The organism is Nocardia sp. CY15 (assembly GCF_009829295.1).
Classification (GTDB): Bacteria; Actinomycetota; Actinomycetes; order Mycobacteriales; family Mycobacteriaceae; genus Nocardia; species Nocardia sputi.
This window is the reverse complement of sequence record NZ_VUOT01000004.1, coordinates 79,945-105,194: the sequence shown is the minus strand read 5'-3', so window position 1 is coordinate 105,194 and position 25,250 is coordinate 79,945. Positions and strand designations below refer to the sequence as shown.

The following is a 25,250-nucleotide window of genomic DNA, read 5'->3' as shown; positions in this document are numbered from 1 at the left end:
CGCAGACCGCACAAAATCTGCAGGCCGGCTCTGCACTTGGAGCACCCGCGGGCGAAAGCGAGTCGGGGCCTCACAGGTAAAAGCGGCGTTCTCGCCGTCTTGCTGCGTGTGCCTCGGAGGAGAAGAAGGAATGGAAGAGACTTTCGACGACTACCTGGACGAAACCGGGAACATCCGCATTCCCGAGGATCACACCCTGGTTGATCACGTCGAGAAGCACACCCGGAACGACGCGAACACCCTGGCGTATCGCTACATCGACTACTCGCGCGAGCGCGACGGCGAGGCGCAGGAGCTGACGTGGCGTGAGTTCGGTATTCGGCTGCGCGCGGTGGCCGCTCGACTGCAGCAGGTGACCAACCCGGGCGACCGGGTCGCGATCCTCGCGCCGCAGGGCTTGGACTACGTGATCTCCTTCTTCGCCGCGATCTACGCGGGTACCATCTCGGTCCCGCTGTTCGACCCGGACGAGCCCGGTCACACCGATCGCCTGCACGCGGTGCTGGGCGACTGTGAGCCCTCGGCCATCCTGACCGCGAGCTCCTCCGCGGCCGGGGTCCGGCAGTTCTTCCGCTCGCTGCCCGCCGCCCAGCGCCCGCGCATCATCGCGGTGGACGCGATCCCGGACAGCGTCGGCGAGAGCTGGGTGCGGCCGGACATCGCGATCGACGACATCGCCTACCTGCAGTACACCTCGGGCTCCACCCGGGTGCCCGCCGGTGTCGAGATCACCCACCGCGCGGTGGGCACCAACCTGCTGCAGATGGTCGACGCGATCAACCTGGACTGGAACTCGCGCGGCGTCACCTGGCTGCCGCTGTTCCACGACATGGGCCTGTTGACGGTGATCCTGCCCGCCGTGGGCGGCAAGTACATCACCATCATGTCGCCGAGCGCGTTCGTACGCCGCCCCTACCGCTGGATCAAGGAACTGGCCGCGGTCTCCGACGGCGCCGGAACCTTCGCCGCCGCGCCGAACTTCGCGTTCGAGCACGCCGCGGCGCGTGGTCTGCCGAAGAACGGCGAGTCGCTGGATCTGTCCAACGTCATCGGTCTGATCAACGGCAGCGAGCCGGTGACCACCTCGTCGATGAAGAAGTTCAACGAGGCGTTCGCCCCCTACGGCCTGCCCAAGACCGCGATCAAGCCCTGCTACGGCATGGCCGAGGCGACGCTGTTCGTCTCCGCCACCAAGGCCGAAGACGAGGCGAAGGTCACCTACGTCGACCGCAAAGAGCTCAACGCGGGCCGCATGGTGAAGGTCGACCCATCCCACGAAGACGCGATCGCGCAGGTGTCCTGCGGTTATGTCGCGCTCTCGCAGTGGGCGACGATCGTCGATCCGGAGTCGGTGGAGTCCGGTGGCGGCGGCCGGGAGCTGCCCGACGGGCACGTCGGCGAGATCTGGCTGCACGGCAACAACATGGGCATCGGCTACTGGGGTCGTCCCGACGAGACCGCGGCGACGTTCCAGAACAAGGTCACCGAGCGCCTGCCGGAGGGCAGCCACGCCGAAGGCACCGAGCCGGACGCGAACTGGATGCGCACCGGCGACTACGGCGTGTACTTCGAGGGCGAGCTCTACATCACCGGCCGCGTCAAGGACTTGGTGATCGTGGACGGCCGCAACCACTACCCGCAGGACCTGGAGTTTTCCGCGCAGGAGGCAAGCACCGCGCTGCGGCCCGGCTTCGTCGCGGCCTTCTCCGTGCCCGCCAACCAGCTTCCGCCCGAGGTGTTCGAGCAGGGCAGCCATTCCGGCCTCCAGTTCGACGCCGACGACGCCTCCGAACAGCTGGTCATCGTGGGCGAGCGGGGTCCGGGTGCGGGTAAAGCCGATCCGCTGCCCATCGCCGACGCGGTGCGCGCGGCGGTCTCGCAGCGCCACGGCGTGACCGTTCGAGACGTGCTGCTGGTGCCCGCGGGCTCGATCCCGCGCACCTCCAGCGGCAAGATCGCCCGCCGCGCCTGCCGGGCGGCCTATCTGGAGGGAACGCTGCGGGGTGGTTACACCCAGCAGGCTTTCCCCGATGCACCGGAAGAGTAATTGCCAGGGGCGGCCTCGGACCGACCATCGACGCTCGGCGCCGACCTTCCCACGCGCCGGGCGTCATTTCACGGTACGCCCGGTACGCAGACAGGTAGCTTGAGGAATTGATGGCTGACAACGAGGGCACGCCCCCCCAGACGACCGACACCCCGTCCGCGGAGACCGTCGCCGACGCGGCGGCCCCGGCCGCGTCCGCCACGGGCGGCGCGCCGACCGACATGTCGGTGGCGGAGCTGCGTGAGTGGCTGCGGCGCTGGGTCTCCGAGGCGACCGGGCAACCGATCGAGCAGATCACCGTCGACCGGCCGATGGAGGAGTTCGGGCTCGCCTCGCGCGATGCCATCGCCCTCGGTGGCGACATCGAGGAACTGACCGGCGTGATGCTGAACGCGACGATCGTGTACCAGCATCCGACCATCGCCGCGCTGGCCGAGCGGATCATCAACGGTGAGCCGGACGTGCCGGAGGAATCCAAGGACGACGCCTTCTACACCGCGGGCTACCGTCCCGGCGAGGCGCACGACATCGCGATCGTGGGTCTGTCGACCCGACTGCCCGGCGCGGGAGACACCCCCGAGTCGACGTGGGATTTCCTCATCGGCCGCGGTGACGGCATCCGGGAGCGGCCGGAGGGACGCTGGTCGGAGTTCATGGCCGAGCCGCAGCTGGCGGAAGCGATCGAGAAGGCCAACACCAAGGGCGGCTACCTCGATCAGGAGGTCGTCAAAGGCTTCGATGCCGAGTTCTTCGCCATGTCGCCGGTCGAGGTCGAGCGGGTCGATCCGCAGCAGCGCCTGATGATGGAGCTGACCTGGGAGGCCCTGGAACACGCCCGGATTCCGGCCAGCGATCTCAAGGGCGAGCCGGTCGGCGTGTTCATCGGCTCCTCGGGCAACGACTTCATGCTGCTCGCGGCGCTCGGGCTGGGTAGCGAGCGCGATCCGAACGTGCCTGCGTCGGCCGAGGCGTACGCGATCATGGGCAGCGTCAGCTCCATCATCCCGAACCGGGTCTCCTACTTCTTCGACTTCCGCGGCCCGTCGGTGGCCGTCGACACCGCGTGCTCGTCGACGCTGGTCGCCGTGCACGAGGCGGTGCGGGCGCTGCGCAACGGCGAGGCCGACCTGGCGCTGGCCGGTGGCGTGAACATGCTGCTCGCGCCCATGGCCACGCTCGGTTTCGACGCCAACGGCGGCGTAGCCAAGGACGGCCACATCAAAGCGTTCTCCAGCGACGCGGACGGCATGGTCCGTTCCGAGGGCGGCGGGCTGGTGGTGTTGAAGCGCCTGGCCGACGCCGAGCGCGACGGCGACACGATCTACGCCGTGATCAAGGGATCCGCGGTCAACAACGACGGCCGGTCCAACGGCCTGCTCGCCCCGAACCCGGACGCGCAGGCCGAGGTCCTGCGCCGCGCCTACCGGGACGCGGGCATCGCACCGTCCTCGGTCGACTACATCGAGGCGCACGGCACCGGCACGCTGATCGGTGACCCGATCGAAGCGGACGCGCTGGGCCGGGTGGTGGGCCGGGGGCGTGACGCCGACAAGCCCGCGCTGCTCGGTTCGGCCAAGACCAACTTCGGTCACCTGGAGTCGGGCGCCGGTGCGGCGAGCCTGGCGAAGGTGGTGATGTCGTTGCAGCACAACGTCATCCCGCCGAACATCGGCTTCGCCGGCCCGAACCCCTACATTCCATGGGACCAGGCGCACCTGAAGATCGTCGACGAACCCACCGAGTTCCCGCGCTACAGCGGCAAGGCCACTATCGGTATCTCCGGCTTCGGCTTCGGCGGCACCAACGCGCACATCGTCGTGCAGGAGTACGTGCCTGCCGCGTCCGAGACCCAGGCGCCGTTCTCCGAGCTCGAGGCACAGCTGGACGAGGAAGCGCTGGAAGACCGGGAAGCGGAATCCGACGCCATCGACGCGGTGGCCGAGGCGGCCGTCGAAGCCTCCGCGCCCGTCGCCGAATGGACCTCCGAGCGCACCGAGCCGCTGCCGCAGATTCTGCCCGTGTCGGGTTACCTGCCGTCACGTCGCCGCCGCGCGGCCGCCGAGCTGGCCGACTGGCTGGAGTCCGAGGCGGGCGCGCGAACCCCGCTCGCCGACGTGGCGCGGTCGCTGGCCAAGCGCAGTCACTGGCGTTCGCGTGGCGTGGTACTCGCCAAGACGCACGAGGAGGCGATCGCGGGACTGCGCGCCATCGCGGCGGGCAAGCCGGGTCCGGGCGTCTTCACCGCCGACGCGCCCGCGGCCATGGGACCCATGTGGGTGCTCGCCGGTTTCGGCGCGCAGCACCGCAAGATGGGCAAGCAGCTCTACCTGGAGAACTCGATCTTCGCCGAGGCCGTCGACGAGGTCGACGAGCTGGTGCAGGACGAGGCCGGATACTCGGTGCGCGAGCTGTTCCTGGACGACAGCCAGGACTACAACGTCGGCACCTCGCAGGTCGGCATCTTCACCATCCAGGTCGGCTTGGCGGCTCTGCTGCGCGCGCACGGCGCGGAGCCCGAAGCGGTGGTGGGCCACTCCATGGGCGAGGTCGCGGGCGCGTACATCGCCGGTGGTCTCGCACTCGAGGACGCCGTGCGCGTGATCTGCGCCCGTTCCCGCCTGATGGGCGAGGGCGAGCAGATGATCAGCGACGACGACGTGCGCAACATGGCGCTCATCGAGTACAGCGCCGACGATGTCGCGAACCTGCTGCCGGACTACCCGGACGTCGAGGTCGCGGTGTACGCGGCGCCGACCAACACGGTGATCGGCGGCCCGCAGGAGCAGGTCGCGGCGATCGTCGCGCAGGTGGAGGCGGCGGGCAAGTTCGCAAGGGTTCTGCAAACCCGCGGCGCGGGCCACACCTCGCAGATGGATCCGCTGCTCGGCGAGCTGGCCGCGGAACTGGCCGGCATCGAGCCGACCAAGCTGAAGGCCGGTCTGTACTCGACGGTGCACAAGGAGCAGTACTTCCGCACCGGCAGCGACCCGATCCACGACGAGGACTACTGGGTCAAGAACATGCGCCACAGCGTGTACTTCACCAACGCGGTGAAGCTCGCGGTGGACGCGGGCCACACCACGTTCCTGGAGCTGGCGCCCAATTCCGTCGCCCTCATGCAGGTGCTGGGCACCACTTTCGCGGCGGGCGTGCACGACGCGCAGCTGATCCCGACGCTCAAGCGCAAGGAGGACGAGTCCGCGGGCGTCATCGCCGCGCTCGCCCAGCTGTACGTGCACGGGCACAAGGTGGACCTGTTCTCGCTGCTCGGCACGGGCGATTACGCCGACGTGCCGCGAACCACGTTCGTGCGCAAGGAGTACTGGCCGAAGGTCCGGTTGTCCACGGGTGGCAACGGCCGGGTTCCCGGCGCGCACGTCGCGCTGCCGGACGGCAGGCACGTGTGGGAGGTGCAGGCGTCCGCCGTGACCGATCTCGCCGCGTTGGTGACAGCCGCCGCGGCGCAGGTGCTCGGCGACGTCTCGCTGGGCGCGGCGATCCCGCACGCGCCGATCCCGGCCGCGGGCACCCTCACCACCACGCTGACCCCGCATCCCGGCGGCGCCTCGGTGCAGGTCCACGCCAAGGAGGGCAACGCCTTCCGCTCGGTGTTCGACGCCGTCGTCACCTCCGGCGCCCCGCTGCCGGAACTTGTTGCGGCCGAGCCGATTCCGGCGATTGCCGCGCAGACGCAGGGCGATGCCGACATCGAGGTCGTGGAGACCTTCGGTGACCGCTGGGATCCGAACGGCACGCAGACCGTCGAGGAGCGGCTCGCGCTGATCGTCGCGGAGTCCATGGGTTACGCGGTCGAGGATCTGCCGATGGAGATCCCGCTGATGGAACTCGGTCTGGACTCGCTGATGGCGATGCGCATCAAGAACCGCGTCGAGTACGAGTTCGACATCCCGCAGTTGCAGGTGCAGGCCGTGCGCGACGCCAGCCTGCACGAGGTCGGCAAGGTGCTGCGGTACGCGATCGAGCACCGCGACGAGGTGCAGGCGATCGCCGAACAGCAGGCCGCCGACAAGGCGGCGGGCGGCGCCGGCGAGTTGACCGTCGATGCCGACTTCATCGCCACAGCTCGTGCCGCCCTGGCCACCGGAGCCGACCCGGTCGCCGCGGTGGCGGGCGCGTCGCCGGACGCCGGTACGGCCGGGGAGGTCGATGCCACACCGGAAAGCGCGGTCGCAGAGGCCGATTCGGCGCCCGCGGCAGCGACTACGCCGGATGCGAACAGGGCTCCCGAAACCGACACTGCTCCCTCCGCCTCACCGGTTGCCCAGGCGGCTCCGGCGGCGGTGTTCGGCGGCGCGCAGCAGCCCACCGACGAGGACGACGTCCCGCCGCGCGACGCCGCCGAGCGCCTGACCTTCGCCACCTGGGCGGTTGTCACCGGTAAGTCGGCCGGAGGCATCTTCAACACGCTGCCGATCCTCGACGAGGACACCGCGGAGAAACTGGCCGCGCGCCTGACCGAGCGGGTCAAGGCCGAGGTCACCGTCGACGACGTGCTCGACTGCGAGACCATCGAGCAGCTCGCCGACATCGTCCGCGAACTCCAGGACAGCGGCGCGGATGTGGACGGTTTCGTCCGTCCGTTGCGACCGCGCGCGGAGGGCTCGAACGCCGTGCCGGTGTTCGTGTTCCATCCGTCGGGTGGGAACACGCTGGTGTACGAACCGCTGATGAAGCGACTGCCCGCCGAGACGCCGATGTACGGCTTGGAACGGGTCGACGGGTCGATCGAGGAACGGGCGCGCCAGTACCTGCCCGAGCTGCGCAAGATCCAGGGTGACGGTCCGTTCGTGCTGTACGGCTGGTCGCTGGGTGCGGTGCTGGCTATGCAGACCGCCCAGTTGCTGCGCGCCGAGGGTGCGGACGTGCGCATGGTCGGCCTGATCGATCTGGCCATCCCGACTCAGGGCGAGGACAACAGTCCCGAGGAGCGCGTGCGCCGGATCGAGCGCTACCAGGCGTTCGCCAAGAAGACCTACGGTGTCGACGGCGAGCTGGACCGTGATCAGTTGGAAACGCTGGCAGCGGCCTCCGACGAAGAACAGTTCAAGATGATCAGCGACCTGATCAAAATCAGTGGCGCGAAGATCCCCGGTGGCGTGCTCGAACACCAGCGCACCTCGTGGATCGATAGTCGCCATCTCGCTCGGACGCAACCCTCGCACTACGACGGCAACGTCGTGCTCTACCTCGCCGATCGCTATCACGACGGGATGATCGAGCTCGAGCCGCGCTTCGCCGACCGAGTGCCGAACGGCGGCTGGGACGAGTACATCCCGAATTTGGAGGTCGTCCACATCGCCGGCGACCACCTGCAGATCATCGATGAACCGCGGATCGGGAAGATCGGAGCCGACCTGACCGCGAAGCTCGCCGCGATCGAGGCGAAAGGGGCCAAGTGAGCACTACTGCCGAAAAACTCGCCGACCTGCGCAAGCGACTGGAACTAGCGCAGGAACCGGCGGGTGAAGCGGGGGTCGCCAAGCGAGCGAAGAAGGGTATCCCCAGCGCCCGCGACCGGATCAACATGCTGCTCGATCCGGGAACCTTCGTGGAAATCGGTGCGCTGGTGCGCAAACCGGGTGATCCCGCCGCGCTCTACGGCGACGGCGTGGTCACCGGGCACGGCCTGGTGGAAGGCCGGCCGGTGGCGGTGTTCTCGCACGACCAGACCGTCTACGGCGGTTCGGTCGGCGAGATGTTCGGGCGCAAGGTGGCCGGGATCCTCGAGTACGCGGCCAAGGTCGGGTGCCCGGTGGTCGGTATCAACGACTCCGGCGGCGCGCGCGTGCAGGAGGCGGTGACCTCGCTGGCGTGGTACGCCGAGCTGGGGCGGCGGCAGGAGCCGTTGTCCGGTCTGGTTCCGCAGATCTCGATGATCCTCGGCAAGTGCGCGGGCGGCGCCGTCTACGCGCCCATCAACACCGACGTGGTGGTGGCGACCGAAGAGGCGTACATGTTCGTCACCGGGCCGAAGGTGATCCGGGAGGTCACCGGCGAGGACGTGAGCCTCGAGGAACTCGGCGGCGCGCGCAGCCAGGCGGAGTACGGCAACATCCACCACGTCGCCAAGGACGAGACGGCCGCGTTCGAGTGGGTGCGCGATTACCTGAGTTACCTGCCCACCAGCTGCCAGGAACTGGCGCCGATCGTCAATCCCGGCTTGGAGCCGGAGACCACCGACAGCGACCTGGAACTGAACTCGATCGTCCCGGACTCCGACAACGCCGGGTACGACATGCACGAGATCCTGTTGCGCATCTTCGACGACGGCGCCTTCCACGAGGTCGGAGCGTCGGCGGGCCGCAACGTCATCACCGGGTTCGCCCGGGTGGACGGACGCAGCGTCGGTGTGGTCGCCAACCAGCCGATGGTGTACGCGGGCGCGCTGGACGCGCGTGCCTCGGACAAGGCAGCGCATTTCGTGCGCCTGTGCGACGCGTTCGAGATCCCGCTGGTGTTCGTTGTCGACACGCCCGGCTTCCTGCCCGGCGTGGAACAGGAGAAGATCGGCGTCATCAAGCGTGGTGGCCGCTTCCTGTTCTCCTACGTCGAAGCGACGGTGCCGAAGGTCACCGTGGTGATCCGCAAGTCCTACGGCGGCGGTTACGCCGTGATGGGCTCCAAGCAGCTGGGCGCCGACGTCAATTTGGCCTGGCCCACCGCGCGGATCGCGGTCATGGGCGCCGAGAGCGCGGTCAGCTTGATCGGGGCCAAGCAGATCGACGCCGCGCCGGAGGACCAGCGCGCGGCGATTCGCCAGCAGATGATCGATTTCTACAACGCCACGGTGGCGACGCCGTGGGTGGCCGCCGAGCGCGGATACATCGATGCGGTCATCGAGCCGTCGACGACCCGGCTCGAACTGCGTCGCGCGCTACAGCTGTTGCGGGACAAGTCGCTTGCCCGCAACCCGCGCAAGCACCACCTGCTGCCGCTGTAGCATCCGGAACACGATCGGGCCGCAACCCCTCTGAGGTGCGGCCCGATTCGCGTCGTATGTGCCGAAAGATCAGCCGACGGTGGCGGATTCGATGACGACGTCATCGACCGGCACGTCTTGGTGCATGCCCGCCGAGGACGTGGCGACGCCCGCGATCTTGTCGACCACCTCGGTGCCTTCGCTCACCGCACCGAAGACGGTGTAGCCCCAGCCCGCGGGGGTGGGTGCGGAGTGGTTGAGGAAATCGTTGTCGGAGACGTTGATGAAGAACTGCGCGGTGGCCGAGTGCGGGTCGTTGGTACGCGCCATCGCGACGGTGTACTTGGTGTTCTTCAAGCCGTTGTTCGCTTCGTTCTGGATCGGGGCGTTGGTGCCCTTCTGGCGCAGACCGGGCTCGAACCCGCCGCCCTGGATCATGAAGCCGGGGATGACGCGGTGGAAGATCGTGCCGTTGTAGTGGCCCGCGTTCACGTAGTCCACGAAATTGCGCACCGTGTTCGGCGCTTTCTGATCGTCCAGTTCGAGGACGATCGGTCCGTAGTTCGTCGTGAGATTAACCTTGGTCATAGGCCCACCTTTCCATTGTGCTCGTCATCGGTCAGCACTACGGGGTCTGTTGGCCGCCCATAGCGGGTTCCGGGCGACATTTTCCAGCCCGTCGGCACAACATTCTGGCAGTCTGTTCCGAACATACTGAGGACCCGGGATTTCTCCCGGCCACGCGCCGCCCGCGCGAACAGACGGGCAGATAGCATTGCCAACCGTGCCCGACGCCGCAACCGCTGTTCTGACGAAACCACCCGCTGCCCCGGTGGTGAACCCGAACGATTTCCGGACCGCCCGCCTCATCGCACTCCTGGCCGGGTTGCTCGGCGCTCTGTTCGCATTGGCGACGCCGTTCTTACCGGTCACGCAGACCACCGCGGTGCTGAATTGGCCGCAGGGTGGCACGATCGGCAATGTCCAGGCGCCGCTGATGTCGCAGGTCCCGATCGACCTGAAGGCGACGATCCCGTGCGAAACGATCGCCCAGCTGCCCGAGCGGGGCGGCATGCTGCTGGCCACCGCGCCGCCGCAGGGCGACCGGGCCGCGCTGGAGGCCCTGTTCGTGCGGGTCTCGGAGACATCGGTGGACGTGATCGACCGCAACGCGGTCGTGGTGTCCGCCGACCGGAGCCGCATGGGCGAGTGCACGTCGCTGAGCATCAGCTCCGACAGCGAACGCACCTACGGTGTGTTCAACGGGCTCACCAAGCAGGTTGAGCGGCCGGTCGAGGGTGGGGCGCCCGGGGCGAGCGAGCTGGTCACCGTACCGGTGGAGGGGCAGCTCAGCGGCGATCTGCGGCCCCAGGTGGTCGGCGTGTTCTCCGATCTGAAGGGCGCGGCGCCCGCCGGACTGGCGTTCGACATGACGGTCGACACCCGGTTCTCCTCGAGCCCGACCGCGATCAAGCTGATCGCGATGATCGCGGCGGTGCTGTGCACCTTGATCGCGCTGGCGGCGCTGGCCCGTCTCGACAGCAGTGACGGGCGCGGGCACCGCCGGTTCCTGCCCGCGAACTGGCTGAAGCCGACCTGGGCGGACGGCGCGGTGGTCGGCACGCTGCTGCTGTGGCACTTCGCGGGCGCGAACACCTCCGACGACGGCTACATCCTCAGCATGGTGCGGGTGGCCCCGCACGCGGGCTACATGGCCAACTACTTCCGCTGGTACGGCGTGCCGGAGGCGCCGTTCGGCTGGTACTACTACGTGATCGAGGTCTTCGCGGAGATCTCGACGGCCAGCCCCTGGGTGCGGTTGCCCGCGCTGGCCTGCGCGATCCTGTGCTGGCTTGTGATCAGCCGCGAGGTCGTGCCCCGCCTCGGCCGCGGCGTGCGCACCAGCAAGGTGGCGCTGTGGACCGGCGGACTGGTGTTCCTGGCGTTCTGGCTGCCGTTCGACAACGGCCTGCGCTCGGAGCCGATCGTCGCGCTCGGCGCGCTGCTGACCTGGGTGTCGATCGAGCGGGCCATCGCGACCGGTCGCCTGCTGCCCGCCGCGGTGGCCATCCTGGTCGCGGCGTTCACGCTGGCCGCCGCGCCCACCGGCCTGATGTGTGTGGCGGCGTTGCTGGCCGGTATCCGTCCCATGGTGCGCATCGTGGTGCGCAAGCATCGGCGGTTCGCGGCGGTGGGCGCGGGACGGTGGGGTTCGACGCTGCCGCTGCTCGCGCCGATCGCCGCCGCGGGTGTGCTCGTGCTGACCGTGGTCTACAGCGACCAGACGTTCGCGGGCATTCAGGAAGCCAACCGAGTGCGTCAGGTGACCGGGCCGAACCTGGCCTGGTACGAGGACTACCTGCGCTACTACTACCTGTTCGTGGAGACGGTCGACGGCTCGCTGTCGCGCCGGTTCGCCTTCCTGGTGATGCTGCTGTGCCTGTTCACCACCATGCTGGTGCTGCTGCGGCGCAGGCAGGTGCCGGGTATCGCGAGCGGGCCGACCTGGCGGCTGATGGGCGTGGTCTTCGGAACCATCTTCTTCATGATGTTCAACCCGACCAAGTGGACCCACCACTTCGGCGCCTACGCGGGCATCGCGGGCTCGCTGGCGGCGGTCACCGCGGTCGCGGTCTCGGCGAGCGCGCTGCGGGCCCGTAAGAACCGGGCGATTTTCCTGGCCGGGTTGCTGTTCGTGCTGGCGGTGGCGTTCTCCGGCATCAACGGCTACTGGTATGTCTCCAGCTTCGGCGTGCCGTGGTTCGACAAGCGCATCTCGCTGCACGGTTACCAGTCGAACACCATCATGCTCATGCTGTTCGGCTTGGCGCTCGCGCTGGTCGGCTGGTACACGCTGCGGGAGGACTACACCAAGCCGCAACCGTCGGCGAAGACGGCGCGCGGAAGGCGCATCCGCCGGTTCGCCGCGATTCCGCTGACCGTGGTCGCCGCGCTGATGGTCGCGCTCGAGGTGCTCTCGCTGGTCAAAGGCGCGGTCTCGCAGTATCCGGCGTACTCGCTGGCCCGGTCGAACATCGACGCGCTCGGCGGAAGCACCTGCGGCCTGGCCAACGACGTGCTCGTGGAGCCGGACCCCAACGGCGGCAAGCTGGAGCCGATCATCGATCCCGCGCGGCCGCTGACCAATCCGGCCGACCCGCTCGCGGGCGTCGATCCGGTCGGATTCGACCCCAACGGCGTGCCCAACGATCTGTCCGCCGACAGTGTCGAGGTCAAGCCGGGCACCGGCAACACCTCCACCCAGTCGGTCGGCGCGGCGTTCGCGGAGGGGCAGAGCGCGGGCACCGGCGGCGGTCAGGGCGCGCTCGGCGTCAACGGCTCCACCGTCGCCCTGCCGTTCGGCCTGGACCCGGCGACCACGCCGATCCTCGGCAGCTACCAGAACGGCGTGCAGCAGCCCGCGAACGTCACTTCGAGCTGGTACCAGCTGCCCGCCCGTTCGGCGGACAAGCCGCTGGTGGTGATCTCGGCAGCGGGACGCATCCTCTCCTTCGACGACACCGGCGCGATGAAGTACGGCCAGTCGCTGACCGTCGACTACGGCAAGCGGCTGCCCGACGGCAGCGTGCAAAAGCTCGGTACCTACCTGCCGCGCGACATCGGCCCGTTCCCGTCCTGGCGCAACCTGCGGGTGCCGGTGGACGAGATCGCGCCCGACGCCGACGCGGTCCGGATCGTCGCCAACGACCCGATCCTGATCGGGGATCAGTGGCTGGCGTTCACGCCGCCGCGGATGCCGGAGTTGCGGTCGCTCAACAGCTTGCTGGGGTCGCAGCAGCCGATTCTGCTCGACTGGGCGGTGGGCTTGCAGTTCCCGTGCCAGCGGCCGTTCGATCACCGCAACGGCGTGGCCGAGGTGCCCGGTTACCGCATCCTGCCGGACCGTCCGCTTGCCATCAGCTCGACGAACACCTGGCAGGCCGAGGAATTCGGCGGCCCGCTCGGGTTCGCGCAGATGCTGGCGAAGTCCGTAACCATGCCCACCTATCTGAAGGACGACTGGGCGCGTGACTGGGGCTCACTGGAGCGCTACGACCAGTACGACCGCAACGCGGCCCCGGCGAAGCTGGACACCGGCACGGTGACCCGCTCGGGCTTGTGGTCCCCGGGCAACCTGCGAGTGTTCTGATCCACCGGGGGATCCCGGACAGCACAGGGCCGTCGCGTCGGTATAACCGCCGATCCGACGGCCCTGTCGTTGTCACCACGCGGCCCGAGCCGCCCGCCCGCTGAGCGATTTATACACACATCAGTGTGTACGCGCTGGGGAGACTGAACCGAGCGGGCGATTTGACCGATACCGACGTCGAAACCGCACTCAGCCGCCTCGCGCGCGCCACTGACTCGCCATCCGCTATTGAACCTGACCAAAGGTGCCTGGACCCGGCGGGCTGCGTTCAGGCTGAGCGATGCTCTCTATGTCGAGTTCGCCGAGCAACTGGACATCCCGTTGATCACCACAGACGGCCGCCTCGCTCGAGCATCCGCACGCGCCGAGGACATCCGCGCTGCGGCGCACTGGCGAGAATAGCGTCAGCTGCGAGCCGGCTATCGGGCTGAGCGGCGCCCGAGCCCAGACACAGGGCCGCCGCGCAGGAGAATCCCGCGCGGCGGCCCTGCCGTGTTACGCCGGTGCTGTACCGGGCGCTCAGACCTTCAGTCGAAGACCGAGCTCGCGCCGGAGCACTTCTTGCGCAGGGAGGCGGCCGAGCACGCGCAGCACCGCAGGCCGCAGCTCCCGTTGTTCCTCTTCGCTGAGCAGTCCGACAAGATCGCGCAGATCCATATCATCGAATGCCGTTGTCATGGCATTCAGATTAAGGTCGGCGACCCGATTCGTCCTGCGATGCATAGCCACAGGTGGGAGCATATTTTCAGACCGGACAACCGGTTTACTGCCCGGAACGGTCGTAACGCGCCCGCGCGGCGATCACCTCGTCCATGCGCGCCTCCGCCCACGCTTTCACCGCGCTCATGACGGGCTGGAGGCTGTGGCCCAGCGCAGTGAGTTCGTAGTCGACGCGAACCGGGACTTCCGCGGTGATCCGCCGCTCCACCAAGCCGTCGCGCTCCAGTACGCGCAGCGTCTGAGTGAGCATCTTCGGGCTCACGCCCGCGATGGTCCGGTTCAGCTCCGCGTAGCGCAGCGGGCCGTCGGCGAGCGCGGCGAGCACCAGGCTCACCCATTTGTCACTGATGCGGTCCAGCAACTGCCGGGTGGGGCACTCGGCGATGTACGCGTCGTATCGCTGTTTGGCCATGTCACGGCGCTGCGCCGCAGTCATCGTCGCCATCGGAGCACCTCGCTGTCTCTAATGCACTTCCAGGTAACTACTACCCGACAGATAGTAACTGCTCTTAGGTTGGTCGGCGGACGAGAGAAAGGAACGTCATGCGTGCAGTAGTAGTCCGCCGGACGGACGTGGTGGAGATCGTGGAAGTGCCTACGCCGCAGCCGGGTCCGGGCACGATCCGCATCGCGGTCGCGGCGGCGACGGTGAATCCCGTGGATTTGATGGTGCGTGCGGGTGTGGGCGGCACGCCGTTCGCCGCGCCGCGCGAGCAGTGGGGGATCGGCTGGGATGCCGCGGGCACGGTGGACGCGATCGGAGCGGGTGTCACGGAGTTCACCGTGGGTCAGTCAGTGATCGGCATCAGCGACCGGCTCGACGTCTCTCTCGGCGCGCAAGCCGACTACGTGGTGCTGGAGGCCGGGAACGTCGCGCCCGCTCCGCTTTCGGTGTCCGCGGTGCAGGCGGCCACGATTCCACTCAACGGTCTCACCGCGATCCAGGCGGTGCGCGCGCTGGATCCGGCGTCCACCGACACGCTGCTGGTCACCGGAGCGGCCGGAGCGGTAGGCGGTTTCGCCGTCGAACTGGCGGCGGCACGCGGAGTCCGGGTGGTCGCCTCGGCCTCGCCCGCCGACGAGGACACGGTCCGTGCGCTGGGCGCCACCGATTTCGTTCCTCGCGAGGCGTCCCTCCCCGATGCCGTACGCACGCTGATCCCCGGCGGCGTCGATGCCGCCCTGGACGCCGCCGCACTCGGCCCGCAGACCCTCGCGGCAGTGCGCGGCGGCGGGCGGTTCGTGTCGATCAGCGTTCCCAACACCCCGATCCCGTTGCGTGGCATCGATGTGCGCACGGTCCTGGTCCGGGCGGACCGTGCCCAACTCGACGACTTGGTCGCGCGAGTGGATGCGGGCGAACTCACCCTCCGCATAGCCGAGACCCTTCCCCTCACCTCCGTCGCCGACGCCCACCGACGCCTGGCCGCCGGAGGCCTCCGCGGCCGCCTGGTCCTAGTACCCTGATCAGCCGTTACCGGGCACACGGCCGCGTAGTCAGTGGAGTCATCGACGGTGGGACGCTGTGCGATTCGGTGCGCATCAGCGTCCCACCGCCGGATCAGCGGATGCGGATGGGGTCGTCGTTGGAGAGGCCGTCGCGAGTTTCGACGGTGACGTCGATGGTGGCGGGTTCGGCGTCCGGATCGTAGAGGGTGAATCTTTCGAGGGAGCCCCAGTCGCGTGCCCAGTCGCGGTCGAGGTAGGTGGGGACGGTCTGGGATTTCAGAAGCAGGCCGGTCCAGCCGAGTGGGCCGCCGCCGATGTCGTCCTGCCAGGCGTTGGAGGCGTCGGAGCCGACGCGGTCGGGCAGGATTCGCCACTGCGGGATCTCGCCCACGCCGTCCTTGTGGTCGAACGGCCGCTGGCACGGGAAAGCCAGACCGACGTGCCAGTCGAGCAGTACCGGATCCCGCGATCCCACCACGGAATTCAACGTCGCCAGCTTGGGCAGCCGGGGCGGGGTGACGGCCAGCCACTGCTTGGGCGTGATGTCGTTGTCGACCGCGACCAGCCGCACCGCGTTCACTTCCACCGGCAGCTGATCCAGCGGCACCCGCAGGTTGCGCCAGGACGGCGCGGGACCGATGTCCAGCGGGTCGATCGAGCCGAGCGTGCGCACCTCGCCGTCCGCGCCGCGGACGCCGTACTCCAGGTGCAGTTCCTGCCCGTAGGTGAGCACGCCGTCGGCGTCGACCGACCGGATCCGGCCCGCAGCGGTGATCGCGAGCACCTGGTAGGCGGGGTCGTGGCGCATGCTGTCGGTCAGGTCGAGCCGGTACCACTGGGTGGTCAGCTTCGCCTGCTGCTGTTCGCCGTCCTGGTAGCTGCCGAGCACCGGGGTCTCGGCCGGGTCCAGGCCGAACGGCAGAGCGACGGAGCTGCCGTTGACGCCCACCTGCTCGGTGGTGCCGCCTCCGGTGCCCGCGCCGGTGGTCTTGGTGGTCTTGTTCTCGGAATCCCCCTCCACCGAGTTCGCGCCGCCGCTGACCGTTTCCTCGGCGTCGGCGGTGAGGTCACGCGCGACCCCGTTCGGTGTGAATCCCTTGTTCTGCGCCGCCAATCCGTCCGCGGGCGATCCGGTCAACGGTTGCAGCAGCGAATCGGCGGTGTCGGTCTCCACCAGCACTTCGTTCGCCAGGGCGCACGAATCCCCGCGCATCGATTCCACGTTCGACTTGGTGATCGAGTACGCGGGGTACTGCGTGGCCGCGGCTTTGGTGAGTGAGGCGATCTCGAATATCACCAGCAGTGCGGCGGCCACGGTCAGCGGTGCCGACGCCCAGCGATCGAATCGGCGTGGCGCCGAGGCGTTCTCGCGCCGGTACGGCTCGCGGTAGTGCTGCCAGATGGCCACCAGCAACGCGACGCCGCTGAGGCCGAGGAACAACGTGGACAGCCCCTTACCGGCGATCAGCGGCGCTTTGTCCCACCACGGCACACCGTAGCTGGACACGTACCACCACCCGTTCGATCCGGTGAAGGTCACCGCGAGCAGGAACAGCACGGCGGCGGCGAACAGGGCGCGGTTGCGCGGCGAGCGAATGCCGGTGGTGCCCACCGCGACCGCGGCGAGCGCGGCCAGCGATCCGGCCAGTCCGGCGTACACGCCGAAGTGGTGCGTCCACTTGGTGGGGGTGAACATCATCAGGAACAGCGACGCGAACACGATGCCGAGAATGCGCACCGAAGGGCCGCGAGAGGTGCCGGGAATCCGTCCTTTGCGCAGTACTTGCAGCACGCAGACCAGCAGGCACAGCAACATCACCAGCACGCCGAACCGCCGCGCCAGCGAACCGTCGGGCGAAAGCATGAGCAGCGAGTCCCAGCGGGTGCGCTCGTCGAACCACGCGACGTTCGGGCCGACGATCGTGCGAACGCGGGTGGCCTCGAGCACCGTAGCCAGCGTCTGGTCGGCGAAGATCACGATGAGCACCAGCGTGCCCGCGGCAAGGCCCGGTGCGAGCAGCGCGGCGAATCGGAAGATCGTGGCAGCTCGGGACGGCTTGCGCACGTCCGCGGGCGCGTTCACCGCGGCCGCGGCTTCGGCGGAGCCCGCGGCGGCCGCGTCCGCGTCGGGGCCGGTCCGGACCGGGACGACCCCGCGCGCACGTTTGATGATGATCAGCAGCACCGGTCGCGAGCCGGCGATCAGCGCCGCGATGCAGATCAGACCGGTGGGACCCGCCGCGAGCGAGAACGCGGCGATCAGCACGGCCACCGCGGCGGGCAGCAGCCGTCCGGTCGCGATGGCGCGTTCGATCGAGCACCAGGTGAGCAGCGCGCCCGCGGCGATCAGCGGCTCGGGGCGCAGACCGTTGTCGTAGGGCAGCCAGAAGGCGAGGAACACCAGGCCCGCCGTCCACAGCGCGACCTTGTTGCGCCGCACCCTGGCGCCGAGGCGCGGCAGCACCTCCCGGCTGATCACCAGCCAGCAGATCACCCCGGCCAGCAAGGTGGGCAGCCGCATCCACAGGCTGGCGTCGGAGATCCGCGCCATCCAGGCCAGCACCTCGTAGGACCAGCCGAACGGAGCCTCGGGCACCGCGAACCATCGGTAGTAATTCGCCATATAGCCCGCGTGCTCGGAGGCGCGCGCCATGTTCAGGATGTAGCCGTCATCGGAGGTGTTCGCCCCGATGACGTGCCACAGCGCCAATATCCCCAGCACGACGCCGTCCGCGGGAGTGACCCGCCACCAGTGCGCGGGCAGGAACCGCCGCGGTTTGCGTCCGTCGGTTGTGTCCAGCAGATGCAGTGCGACGAGAGCGACCAGCGTGAATACGGCGGCGGCGATCATCGCGGCCAGCTTCAGCGGCGACGGCGTCGAGGAGAAACGGGAGTCGATGTCGGCGTGCACCTGCGCGCCGGTGAGCCGCCCGGCGTCCAGATCGGTGAACACGCCCACCATCTGCGGCCGGATGTCCCGGGTGACCGTGGACCGGAACGGCGTGCCGTCCTGCCGGGTCACGCCGGTGAGTTCGGCGGTCGTCGCGGCGGCGTTCGACTCGATGTCTAGCGTGGCGCAGGAGCCGACCTCGGCCAGCGGCGCCGACAGCAGTGGGACGTCCCGCAGCACAACCGACAGCGCTCCGTCGGCGACCGAGACCACCAGCCCCTTGGTTGCCGCCTGACCGGAGGCCACCGGAGCGGTGGACAGCAGGGTGCCCGCCGCTCCGATCTCGCCCGTCAGCGAGCAGGGCAGCGTCGCGCGAAACCGCAGCGGCTCGTAGGACACCAGCGGCGCCGCGACGCTCGCCGCGCCGGGCTCGGGCCAGTCGAGGCTCGCCCGATCCTGCCGTACCGGCAGCAGCGGAGCCAGCAACGCCAGCAGGAATCCGAGAAGCCCGGAGACGAGGGCGATCCAGCGGATACGGGTGAACGCTCGAGAAGATCGGTCCGGTCGCACGGTGGTTGATGCTAGCTACCGTCCGGTGTGATCCCGACTGCCCCCGACGAGCGCAGCGTATGAACGTCCCAAAGCCATACGTCCTCGACTCGCGTCGGCGTGAATCCGAGCAGCTGAGTGACGGTCTCGCGCAGCACATCACCGTTCTTCGTCGCGGGCAGCACCAGGACGTCGGCGTGCCAGTACCGCAGATCCTCCAGCGCGCGGGCACGCACGTCGGCGTCGATCGGCGGCACCACGCCGGTGTCCTGCGCCTGTACCAGCAGCGCGGTGGTCGGGCGGGTCTCGGGGCCGTAGATGCCTTTCCCGGTCGTGCTGGTCGGGCCGACGAAGTAACCACCCGCCAAGGGGAAGGAGAAGCCGGCGTCGGCTTGCCACCGCAGCGCCCGCGCGTCGGGCGGCCGGGGCGGCGGCACCATGACCACCGAGCCGTCGCCGACGTAGCGGCGGACCGTGCCGTCGGCGAAGAAATCCGGCGTCGGCGCACGTGCGACCACCGGCAGAATGGTCGGCGTCAGCGGCAGCAGCGCACAGGTGACGGCGGCGAACCACGCGAGCGGCTTCCAGTCTCCGGCCGATTGCCTCCAGGTGCGCACCGCCTGTTCGCTCGCCAGCGCGAGCACCACCGCGATGGCGGGAATCGCGGCCATGCTGAGCCTGCTCTCCAGCACCGTGTTCAGCAGCGGCACCTTTTCGGCCCATCGCCACGGCAGTTCGATGCCGGTCGGCTGTTTGCCGATGGTGGCGACCGCGCCCAGCGACAGCACGCCGAAGACCGCGATCACCACGCCCGCGGCACGCACCAGACGGTCGCGCCACAGCAGTCCCAGCGTGAACACCACCAGGAGCAGCAGCGGCCAGCCGAAGTACGCGTTCTGCTCGGTCGGGTTGATCGCCACGTTCTCCCCGGGCGCGAACACCCCGCCCAGCGATTCGGACGGGAACTGCACCAGCGCTTCGAGGTCGTTGCCCATCGGCCCGTGGTCGATCGAGCGATAGCTCTGCGGACCGAAGAACTGCCACCACAGCGGGATCTCGGCCAGCGCCAGCGTGATCACGGCGGCCAGCCCGAGGGTGGGGGTGATCCGCCGCGTCACGCGCAGCGCGGTGCCCGGCGCATGCAGGTAGTAGACGACCGCGAACAGCGAGAACGCGAGCACGAAGATCAACAGCGGTTCCTCGCCGAGCGCGATCTGCATGGCCACCAGCAGGCCGAGGACGACGGCATCGCGCACCCGTCCGTGCGGCCGGTCCGGCTCCGTCCCGGCCGCTCGTCGCGCCATCCGGATCAACCGGCCCGCGATGATCGGGAGCAGCAGCAAGACGACGAAGTTCGGGTGCGCGTTGGCGTGCGAGATCATTCCCGGCGCGAAGCCGCAGAACAGTCCCCCGATCACCGCCGCGACCCGTGCGTCGACGAGTTCCCGGGCGAAGAGGCGATACCAGGCGAACGCCGTCCCGGCCAGGCCGAGGGTGAGCACGAGCACGAACGTGACAGTGGGTCCGAAAAGCAGGGTGATCGGTGTGAGCGGCACGCCGACGCCGAACATGGCCGTATTGGCCATCATGTTCACCCCGGCCGGGAAGTTCTGCAGGTGCGTGCCGAGGGGGTTGCTCAGAGTCGCCACCGAGTGCGCCGTGACGGCGAAGAACCACTCCCACATCGTCTGGTCCTGACCGCTTTTGATCAGGTACCCGCTGTCGGTGTCGCGCCACTGGCCCGAGAGCACCGCCGCGGCCAGCGCCAGGTAGCCGACGCCGACGAGCGGATCGCCGCTGATTCGAAGGCGGGGCATCCGGCGGGCGCGCACGGGGCGGGTGAGCACTCCGGCCGCCGTCGCCTCGTCCGCCGCGACCGCGACCGCCGCCGATCCCGCCTGTTCGCCGGACTCGACGTCCTGTGCTCGTGTCACCCGGGCATCACTCCTCGACAGCGCCTCCGTACCCAACCACGCTGTGCGTGGACCGACAAACGAGAGGAGTAACCACTTCGCGCGAGTTCAATCGCAGCGAATTCGGGGGAGTGGCGGAGGTCAGGTCAGCGGCGGACGGTGACGAGGGTGAACGGCCCGATGTCGGTGGTGGTGAAACGCGCGTCGGCGAACAGTTCCTTGGGGAAGCTCACCGTGTAGCGAGCCACATTCGGGTCGTTCGGGTAGACGTCCTTGGCCAGCCGCAAGGTGTAGGCGTCGCCGCTGCGCCGGAACAGGAACGCGTCCGGCGCGCGCCACGGGCTCGCGGCCAGTGCGTCGAGCAGTTCCTGCGGCGTCTTCAGCTTGCTCCAGCCCTCGATGGCTCCCGCGCGGCCGGTGAAGTCGGCGAGCGGATTGGCGTAATGCGAGGTGAGCGCTTGGAAGCCGAAGTAGGGATAGAAGGACAGGAAGCTGGTGTCGGCGGTGAGCACCACCGTGTCCGAGCGCGGTCGACCGGTCTGCGCGGTGAGCGCCGCGTCTACCTTCGGATAGAACGACACCGCCGAAGGGGCCCGTTGATCGGCCCGCTTTCCGTCGCCGTCGGTATCCGTGTAGGCGGTGGTGATCTCCGAGGCCAGGACGTGCGGGATGTGCTGGGCGAAGGCCAAGGCGCCGATCGTCGCGACGACGATCGCCATCAGCCGGAACCGGGCGGGCTCGTTCAATGCCTGATAGATCGCCCGCGCGCCTTCGACGAACCCGAACGCGCCCGCGACGGACAGCAGCACCAGCAGCACCGGCTCGAGGCGGAACGACAGCAGCGTGGTGCCCGCCGCGGTGACCGCCATGGACAGCAGCGTCCAGAGGTAGATCGCCGCCACCCCGATCCCCAGCGCCTGGGCCCGTCGCGACGACGCGGCGCGCAGCACCAGCCACACCGTGCCGAGCAGGCACAGTGCTCCGAGCAGGGAGAACTCGAACATCGGCAGCGGCAGCCGCGCGCCCGCTTCCGGCAGGTAGTGCAGGGCGGTGCCAGAACTCGCGGTCGTGCTGCGCAGCGCCTTGGCCAGGTACGGCGCCCACACGAGAAGGGCGACGAGACCGGAGATCATCGCGATCACCACCAGCCGAGACAGCGGCGGCACCGCCGCGCGCCACGCGGGTCGGCCCGAGCCGGTTGCCGCGCGGGCGCGGCGTGGATGGTCGGCGGCGCGCTGCGAACGCACCGCGAGCACGGCCGCCAGCAGCCCCATCACAGCGACCGCGAAGGCGGCGACCAGGAAGTAGAGGGTGTAGAACGTGGCCGCCCAGCCGAGAAACAGTCCGGTGCCGACGACCGCGCCCCAACCACCGGCGGTGCGATCGGCATCCTCCGCCGTCGAGCCCGACCGGACGTCCTCCTGCGGCCGGTACAGCGCGCCCCAGGCGAGCACGAGCACGGGCGGCAGCAGCACCACGATGACCGCGCTGTACGCCTCGGGCGCGGCATAGGCCACCGTCACCGCTGTGCTCGCCGCCGCGACGCCCACGGCCCAGTCCGCGCGGATCAGCTGCGACCACAGCACCAGCGCGACGACCGCGGCCACCGCGAGGAAGCCGATCGCGTACGGCTTGAACACCTCCCAGCCGTCCATGCCGAGCAGATTCGCCGCGCGCCCGCCGATCCAGAACCAGCCCGCGGGGTAGAACGGCGGCAGATCCGCGTACGTCATGTCGCGCAGCGCCGCGGAATCGGTGAGCCGGGTGAGGAATCCGGTGCGGAATTCCTGATCCACCGAGACGCCGAACAGATACAACTCGGTCGCCGCCAGCGGCATGCCGAGGGTGAAGGTGACGAAGGTCGAGATCCCGGCCCAGGACAGCAGTTTCGCGGCCCACGGCCACTTGTGCAGCCGTAGCAGCGCGATCGCGACCGCGAGCATCACCGCCGCGCCGACCTGCCCCACCGTGGTCAGCGCCCTGGTCACGTTCGAGGAGTTGAACGCGGGCCACTGCACCATCGAGAACGCGACGAGCCCGGCGGCGGCCACCACCGCGGCGACGGTCGCCGCGAGCGCGGCCTCACCGGCTCCGGAGGCGACCTGCCGCAGCAGCAGCGCCGTCCGGCTCGGCGGGCGCACCGGCTCGGCGGGGCGCGGGGGCGCGTCACCCGTCGTGGTCACCGTGCTCAACGGACCGCTCCGCGCTCGTCACACTCGATTACTCGCATGGCGCCTCCGGAATCACTGGGTCGACTCGTCGAACGATAAATGCCCGCGTGATCGATGACCACGCGGGCACCGGGTCCGAGCCCGTTCGCCGAGACTCAGATCGGCAGTCGGCGGAAGATCGCGCGCGGGACGTGCCGCAGCACCATCATCACGTAGCGGAAGCCGCCTGGCGCCCAGACCAGTTCCTTCCCCTTCTGGGAGGCCGCGACCGCCAGCGCCGCCACATCTTCCTTGTCGACGGTGAGCGGGGCCTCTTTGACATGCGCCGAGAACTTGGTCCGCACCATCCCCGGCCGGATCACCAGCACGCGCGGGCCGTGCGGGCGCAGCGCCTCGCCGAGGCCGAGGTAGAAACCGTCCAGGCCGGCTTTGGTCGACCCGTAGACGAAGTTCGAGCGCCGCACCCGTTCACCGGCGACGGAGGACAGGACGATGATCCGCCCGAAGCCCTGCGCCTTCATCTTCTCGCCGACCAGCACGCCGACCGAAACCGCGGCGGTGTAGTTGACCTGGGCGACCCGCACCGCCTTGCGCTGGTTGCGCCACAGTTCCTCGGGGTCGCCGTCGAGGGCGAAAGCGACGATGGCGACGTCCACGTCGCCCGTGTCCCACGCGGCGTCGATCACCTTGGGGTGCCCGTCGGTGTCGAGCGCGTCGAAGTCGACGACGTCGACCTGGCTCGCGCCCGCTGCCTTCATCTGGGCGACCGCGGCCTCACGCAGCGGATCGCCGGGCAGCGCCGCGAGGGTGATGCGCGCGGGCCCCTTCTTCAGGTACTCCGCGCAGATTGCCAAGCCGATCTCCGAGGTGCCACCCAGCAGCAGAATCGACTGCGGGTTACCAACGGCATTGATCACTGCAGCTCCAGCCTTCTCGCCATATCGGACATGAAAACGCCTGTGGGATCGACGCTGCGGCGGACCTTGATCCACTCGTCGATCCGGGGATACATCTTGTGGAAGGTCTCGGCGGTTGTCCGCGAGTCCTTCGCCGTGTACAGCCGCCCGCCGAACTCGAGCACCCGCCGGTCGAGTTCGCCGACCAGCTCGTTGAGGCCCGGCTTGATCGGGAAGTCGACGCAGATGTTCCAGCCCGGCATCGGGAAGCTCAGCGGGGCCTGGTTGCCCGGCCCGAACAGCTTGAACACGTTCAGCGCCGAGTAGTGCCCGGACGCCTGGATATCGATGATGATCCGCTTGAACTCCTCGACCGCCTCGGTCGGCACCACGAACTGGTACTGGAGGAAGCCGTTGGAGCCGTAGCCGCGGTTCCACTCCGCGATCATGTCCAGCGGGTGATAGAACTGCGTCAGGTTCTGCACCTTGCCGGTGTAGTTGCCGCCCATCCGGTAGTACGCCTCGCCGATGGACATCAGCGTCAACTTGTTCATCGTCCAGTTCGGGAAGATGTCCGGGACGGTCATCAGCTGCGGCGCGTCGAACTTCAGCGGCTTGCTGCGCAGCCGCTTGGGCAGTTCGTCGAGCTTGGCCAGCCTGCCCCGGGTGATCGTGGCGCGGCCCAGCTTGGGCAGCGGACTGATCACGTCGAACCAGGCGCTCGAGTAGGTGTAGTTCGACTCGCTGCCGTCGCTGTGCGCGGCGATGGTCTCGTCGAGGGTCGTGGTCTTCACGCCGTCGTTGAGGAAGTAGGCGGTCTCCGTCGGCACCATCTCGATGGTCGCGCGCAGGATGATGCCGGTGAGCCCGTTGCCGCCGACGGTGGCCCAGAACAGCTTGGCGTTGCGCTTCGGCGTGATGTGCTGCACCTGCCCGTCGGCGGTCAGCAGATCGATCGAGCGCACGTGGTTGCCGAAGCTGCCCTCGCTGTGATGGTTCTTGCCGTGGATGTCGGAGGCGATCGCGCCGCCGATGGTCACCTGGCGGGTGCCGGGTAGCACCGGCACCCAGAGCCCGAACGGCAGCGCGGCCTTCATGAGCTGGTCCAGGCTGACGCCGCCGTCCACGTCCACGATGCGGGTGTCGCGGTCGATGCGGTGGACGTTGTTCAGCGCGGTCATGTCGACGACCAGGCCGCCCGCGTTCTGCGCGTGGTCGCCGTAGGAGCGGCCGAGGCCGCGGGCGATCACGCCGCGCCGCAGGTGGGCGGGCTTGCCGTCGTTGTCCTCGGCGACCATGGCCACAGCCTTGGCGATCAGTTCGGGATCGCTGGTCGAGAGCACTTCGGAAGAGGTGGGTGCGGTGCGACCCCACCCGGTCAACGTACGGGTGCGCGTCGGGAGAGTGAACGCGTTCCCGGCGGCGGGGTCGTCGTTCGTGACGCCGGCGCCCTTGTCGTTCCCGGTTGTCTTGGTGGCGGTCGGAGCTTTCGTGGACATCGGCATAGAGGCTACAGGTATGACGG

The 25,250-nt window shown here is 68.9% G+C and carries 13 protein-coding genes; 5 read left to right on the top strand and 8 right to left on the bottom strand.

Annotated features, from left to right (window positions below; genetic code table 11):
• Positions 1 to 130: 130 nt before the first annotated feature.
• The 3 genes from fadD32 to GVY39_RS08380 all read left to right on the top strand — a co-directional run bounded on the left by fadD32 (position 131) and on the right by GVY39_RS08380 (position 9,008).
• Positions 131 to 2,047 (top strand): long-chain-fatty-acid--AMP ligase FadD32, encoded by a 1,917-nt coding sequence (gene fadD32 / locus GVY39_RS08390; RefSeq protein WP_159922479.1) that lies wholly within the window; start codon positions 131 to 133, stop codon positions 2,045 to 2,047.
• Between the two features lie 110 nt (positions 2,048 to 2,157).
• On the top strand, positions 2,158 to 7,467 hold the full coding sequence (pks13, locus tag GVY39_RS08385) for a polyketide synthase Pks13 (RefSeq protein WP_159922481.1): 5,310 nt from the start codon (positions 2,158 to 2,160) through the stop codon (positions 7,465 to 7,467).
• Positions 7,464 to 9,008 carry an acyl-CoA carboxylase subunit beta gene (locus tag GVY39_RS08380; protein ID WP_159922483.1) on the top strand — a complete coding sequence of 515 codons (1,545 nt, stop codon included), beginning with the start codon at positions 7,464 to 7,466 and terminating at the stop codon, positions 9,006 to 9,008. Before pks13 ends, GVY39_RS08380 begins: the two co-directional genes overlap by 4 nt.
• Positions 9,009 to 9,077: 69 nt before the next feature.
• Here GVY39_RS08380 and GVY39_RS08375 read toward each other — a convergent pair whose 3' ends face one another.
• Positions 9,078 to 9,575 (bottom strand): peptidylprolyl isomerase, encoded by a 498-nt coding sequence (locus GVY39_RS08375; RefSeq protein ID WP_159922485.1) that lies wholly within the window; start codon positions 9,573 to 9,575, stop codon positions 9,078 to 9,080.
• Positions 9,576 to 9,771: 196 nt separating this feature from the next.
• Between GVY39_RS08375 and GVY39_RS08370 the strand changes: the two genes are divergently transcribed.
• Positions 9,772 to 13,137 carry an arabinosyltransferase domain-containing protein gene (locus tag GVY39_RS08370; protein ID WP_159922487.1) on the top strand — a complete coding sequence of 1,122 codons (3,366 nt, stop codon included), beginning with the start codon at positions 9,772 to 9,774 and terminating at the stop codon, positions 13,135 to 13,137.
• Positions 13,138 to 13,656: 519 nt separating this feature from the next.
• Here GVY39_RS08370 and GVY39_RS08365 read toward each other — a convergent pair.
• Together GVY39_RS08365 and GVY39_RS08360 are read right to left on the bottom strand one after the other, a co-directional pair.
• On the bottom strand, positions 13,657 to 13,866 hold the full coding sequence (locus tag GVY39_RS08365) for a hypothetical protein (protein ID WP_159922489.1): 210 nt from the start codon (positions 13,864 to 13,866) through the stop codon (positions 13,657 to 13,659).
• Between the two features lie 34 nt (positions 13,867 to 13,900).
• Entirely contained in the window at positions 13,901 to 14,302 is a 402-nt protein-coding gene (locus GVY39_RS08360; RefSeq protein ID WP_159922491.1) for a helix-turn-helix domain-containing protein, read from the bottom strand.
• A gap of 98 nt (positions 14,303 to 14,400) precedes the next feature.
• On the opposite strand from GVY39_RS08360, the gene GVY39_RS08355 reads away from it, so the two are divergent.
• Positions 14,401 to 15,324 carry an NADP-dependent oxidoreductase gene (locus GVY39_RS08355; protein ID WP_159922493.1) on the top strand — a complete coding sequence of 308 codons (924 nt, stop codon included), beginning with the start codon at positions 14,401 to 14,403 and terminating at the stop codon, positions 15,322 to 15,324.
• A 94-nt stretch (positions 15,325 to 15,418) separates the two neighbouring features.
• Here GVY39_RS08355 and GVY39_RS08350 read toward each other — a convergent pair whose 3' ends face one another.
• The 5 genes from GVY39_RS08350 to GVY39_RS08330 form a co-directional block, all read right to left on the bottom strand.
• Entirely contained in the window at positions 15,419 to 18,766 is a 3,348-nt protein-coding gene (locus GVY39_RS08350; protein ID WP_159922495.1) for an arabinosyltransferase domain-containing protein, read from the bottom strand.
• Between the two features lie 11 nt (positions 18,767 to 18,777).
• Complete coding sequence (locus GVY39_RS08345; protein ID WP_370523780.1) at positions 18,778 to 20,592, bottom strand: glycosyl transferase; 1,815 nt, start codon at positions 20,590 to 20,592, stop codon at positions 18,778 to 18,780.
• A 212-nt stretch (positions 20,593 to 20,804) separates the two neighbouring features.
• A complete protein-coding gene (locus GVY39_RS08340) occupies positions 20,805 to 22,799 on the bottom strand; it encodes a galactan 5-O-arabinofuranosyltransferase (RefSeq protein ID WP_370523779.1) in 1,995 nt (664 codons plus the stop codon).
• Between the two features lie 185 nt (positions 22,800 to 22,984).
• On the bottom strand, positions 22,985 to 23,746 hold the full coding sequence (locus GVY39_RS08335; protein WP_159922499.1) for a decaprenylphospho-beta-D-erythro-pentofuranosid-2-ulose 2-reductase: 762 nt from the start codon (positions 23,744 to 23,746) through the stop codon (positions 22,985 to 22,987).
• On the bottom strand, positions 23,743 to 25,224 hold the full coding sequence (locus tag GVY39_RS08330; RefSeq protein WP_321212397.1) for an FAD-binding oxidoreductase: 1,482 nt from the start codon (positions 25,222 to 25,224) through the stop codon (positions 23,743 to 23,745). Before GVY39_RS08330 ends, GVY39_RS08335 begins: the two co-directional genes overlap by 4 nt.
• Positions 25,225 to 25,250 lie beyond the last annotated feature (26 nt).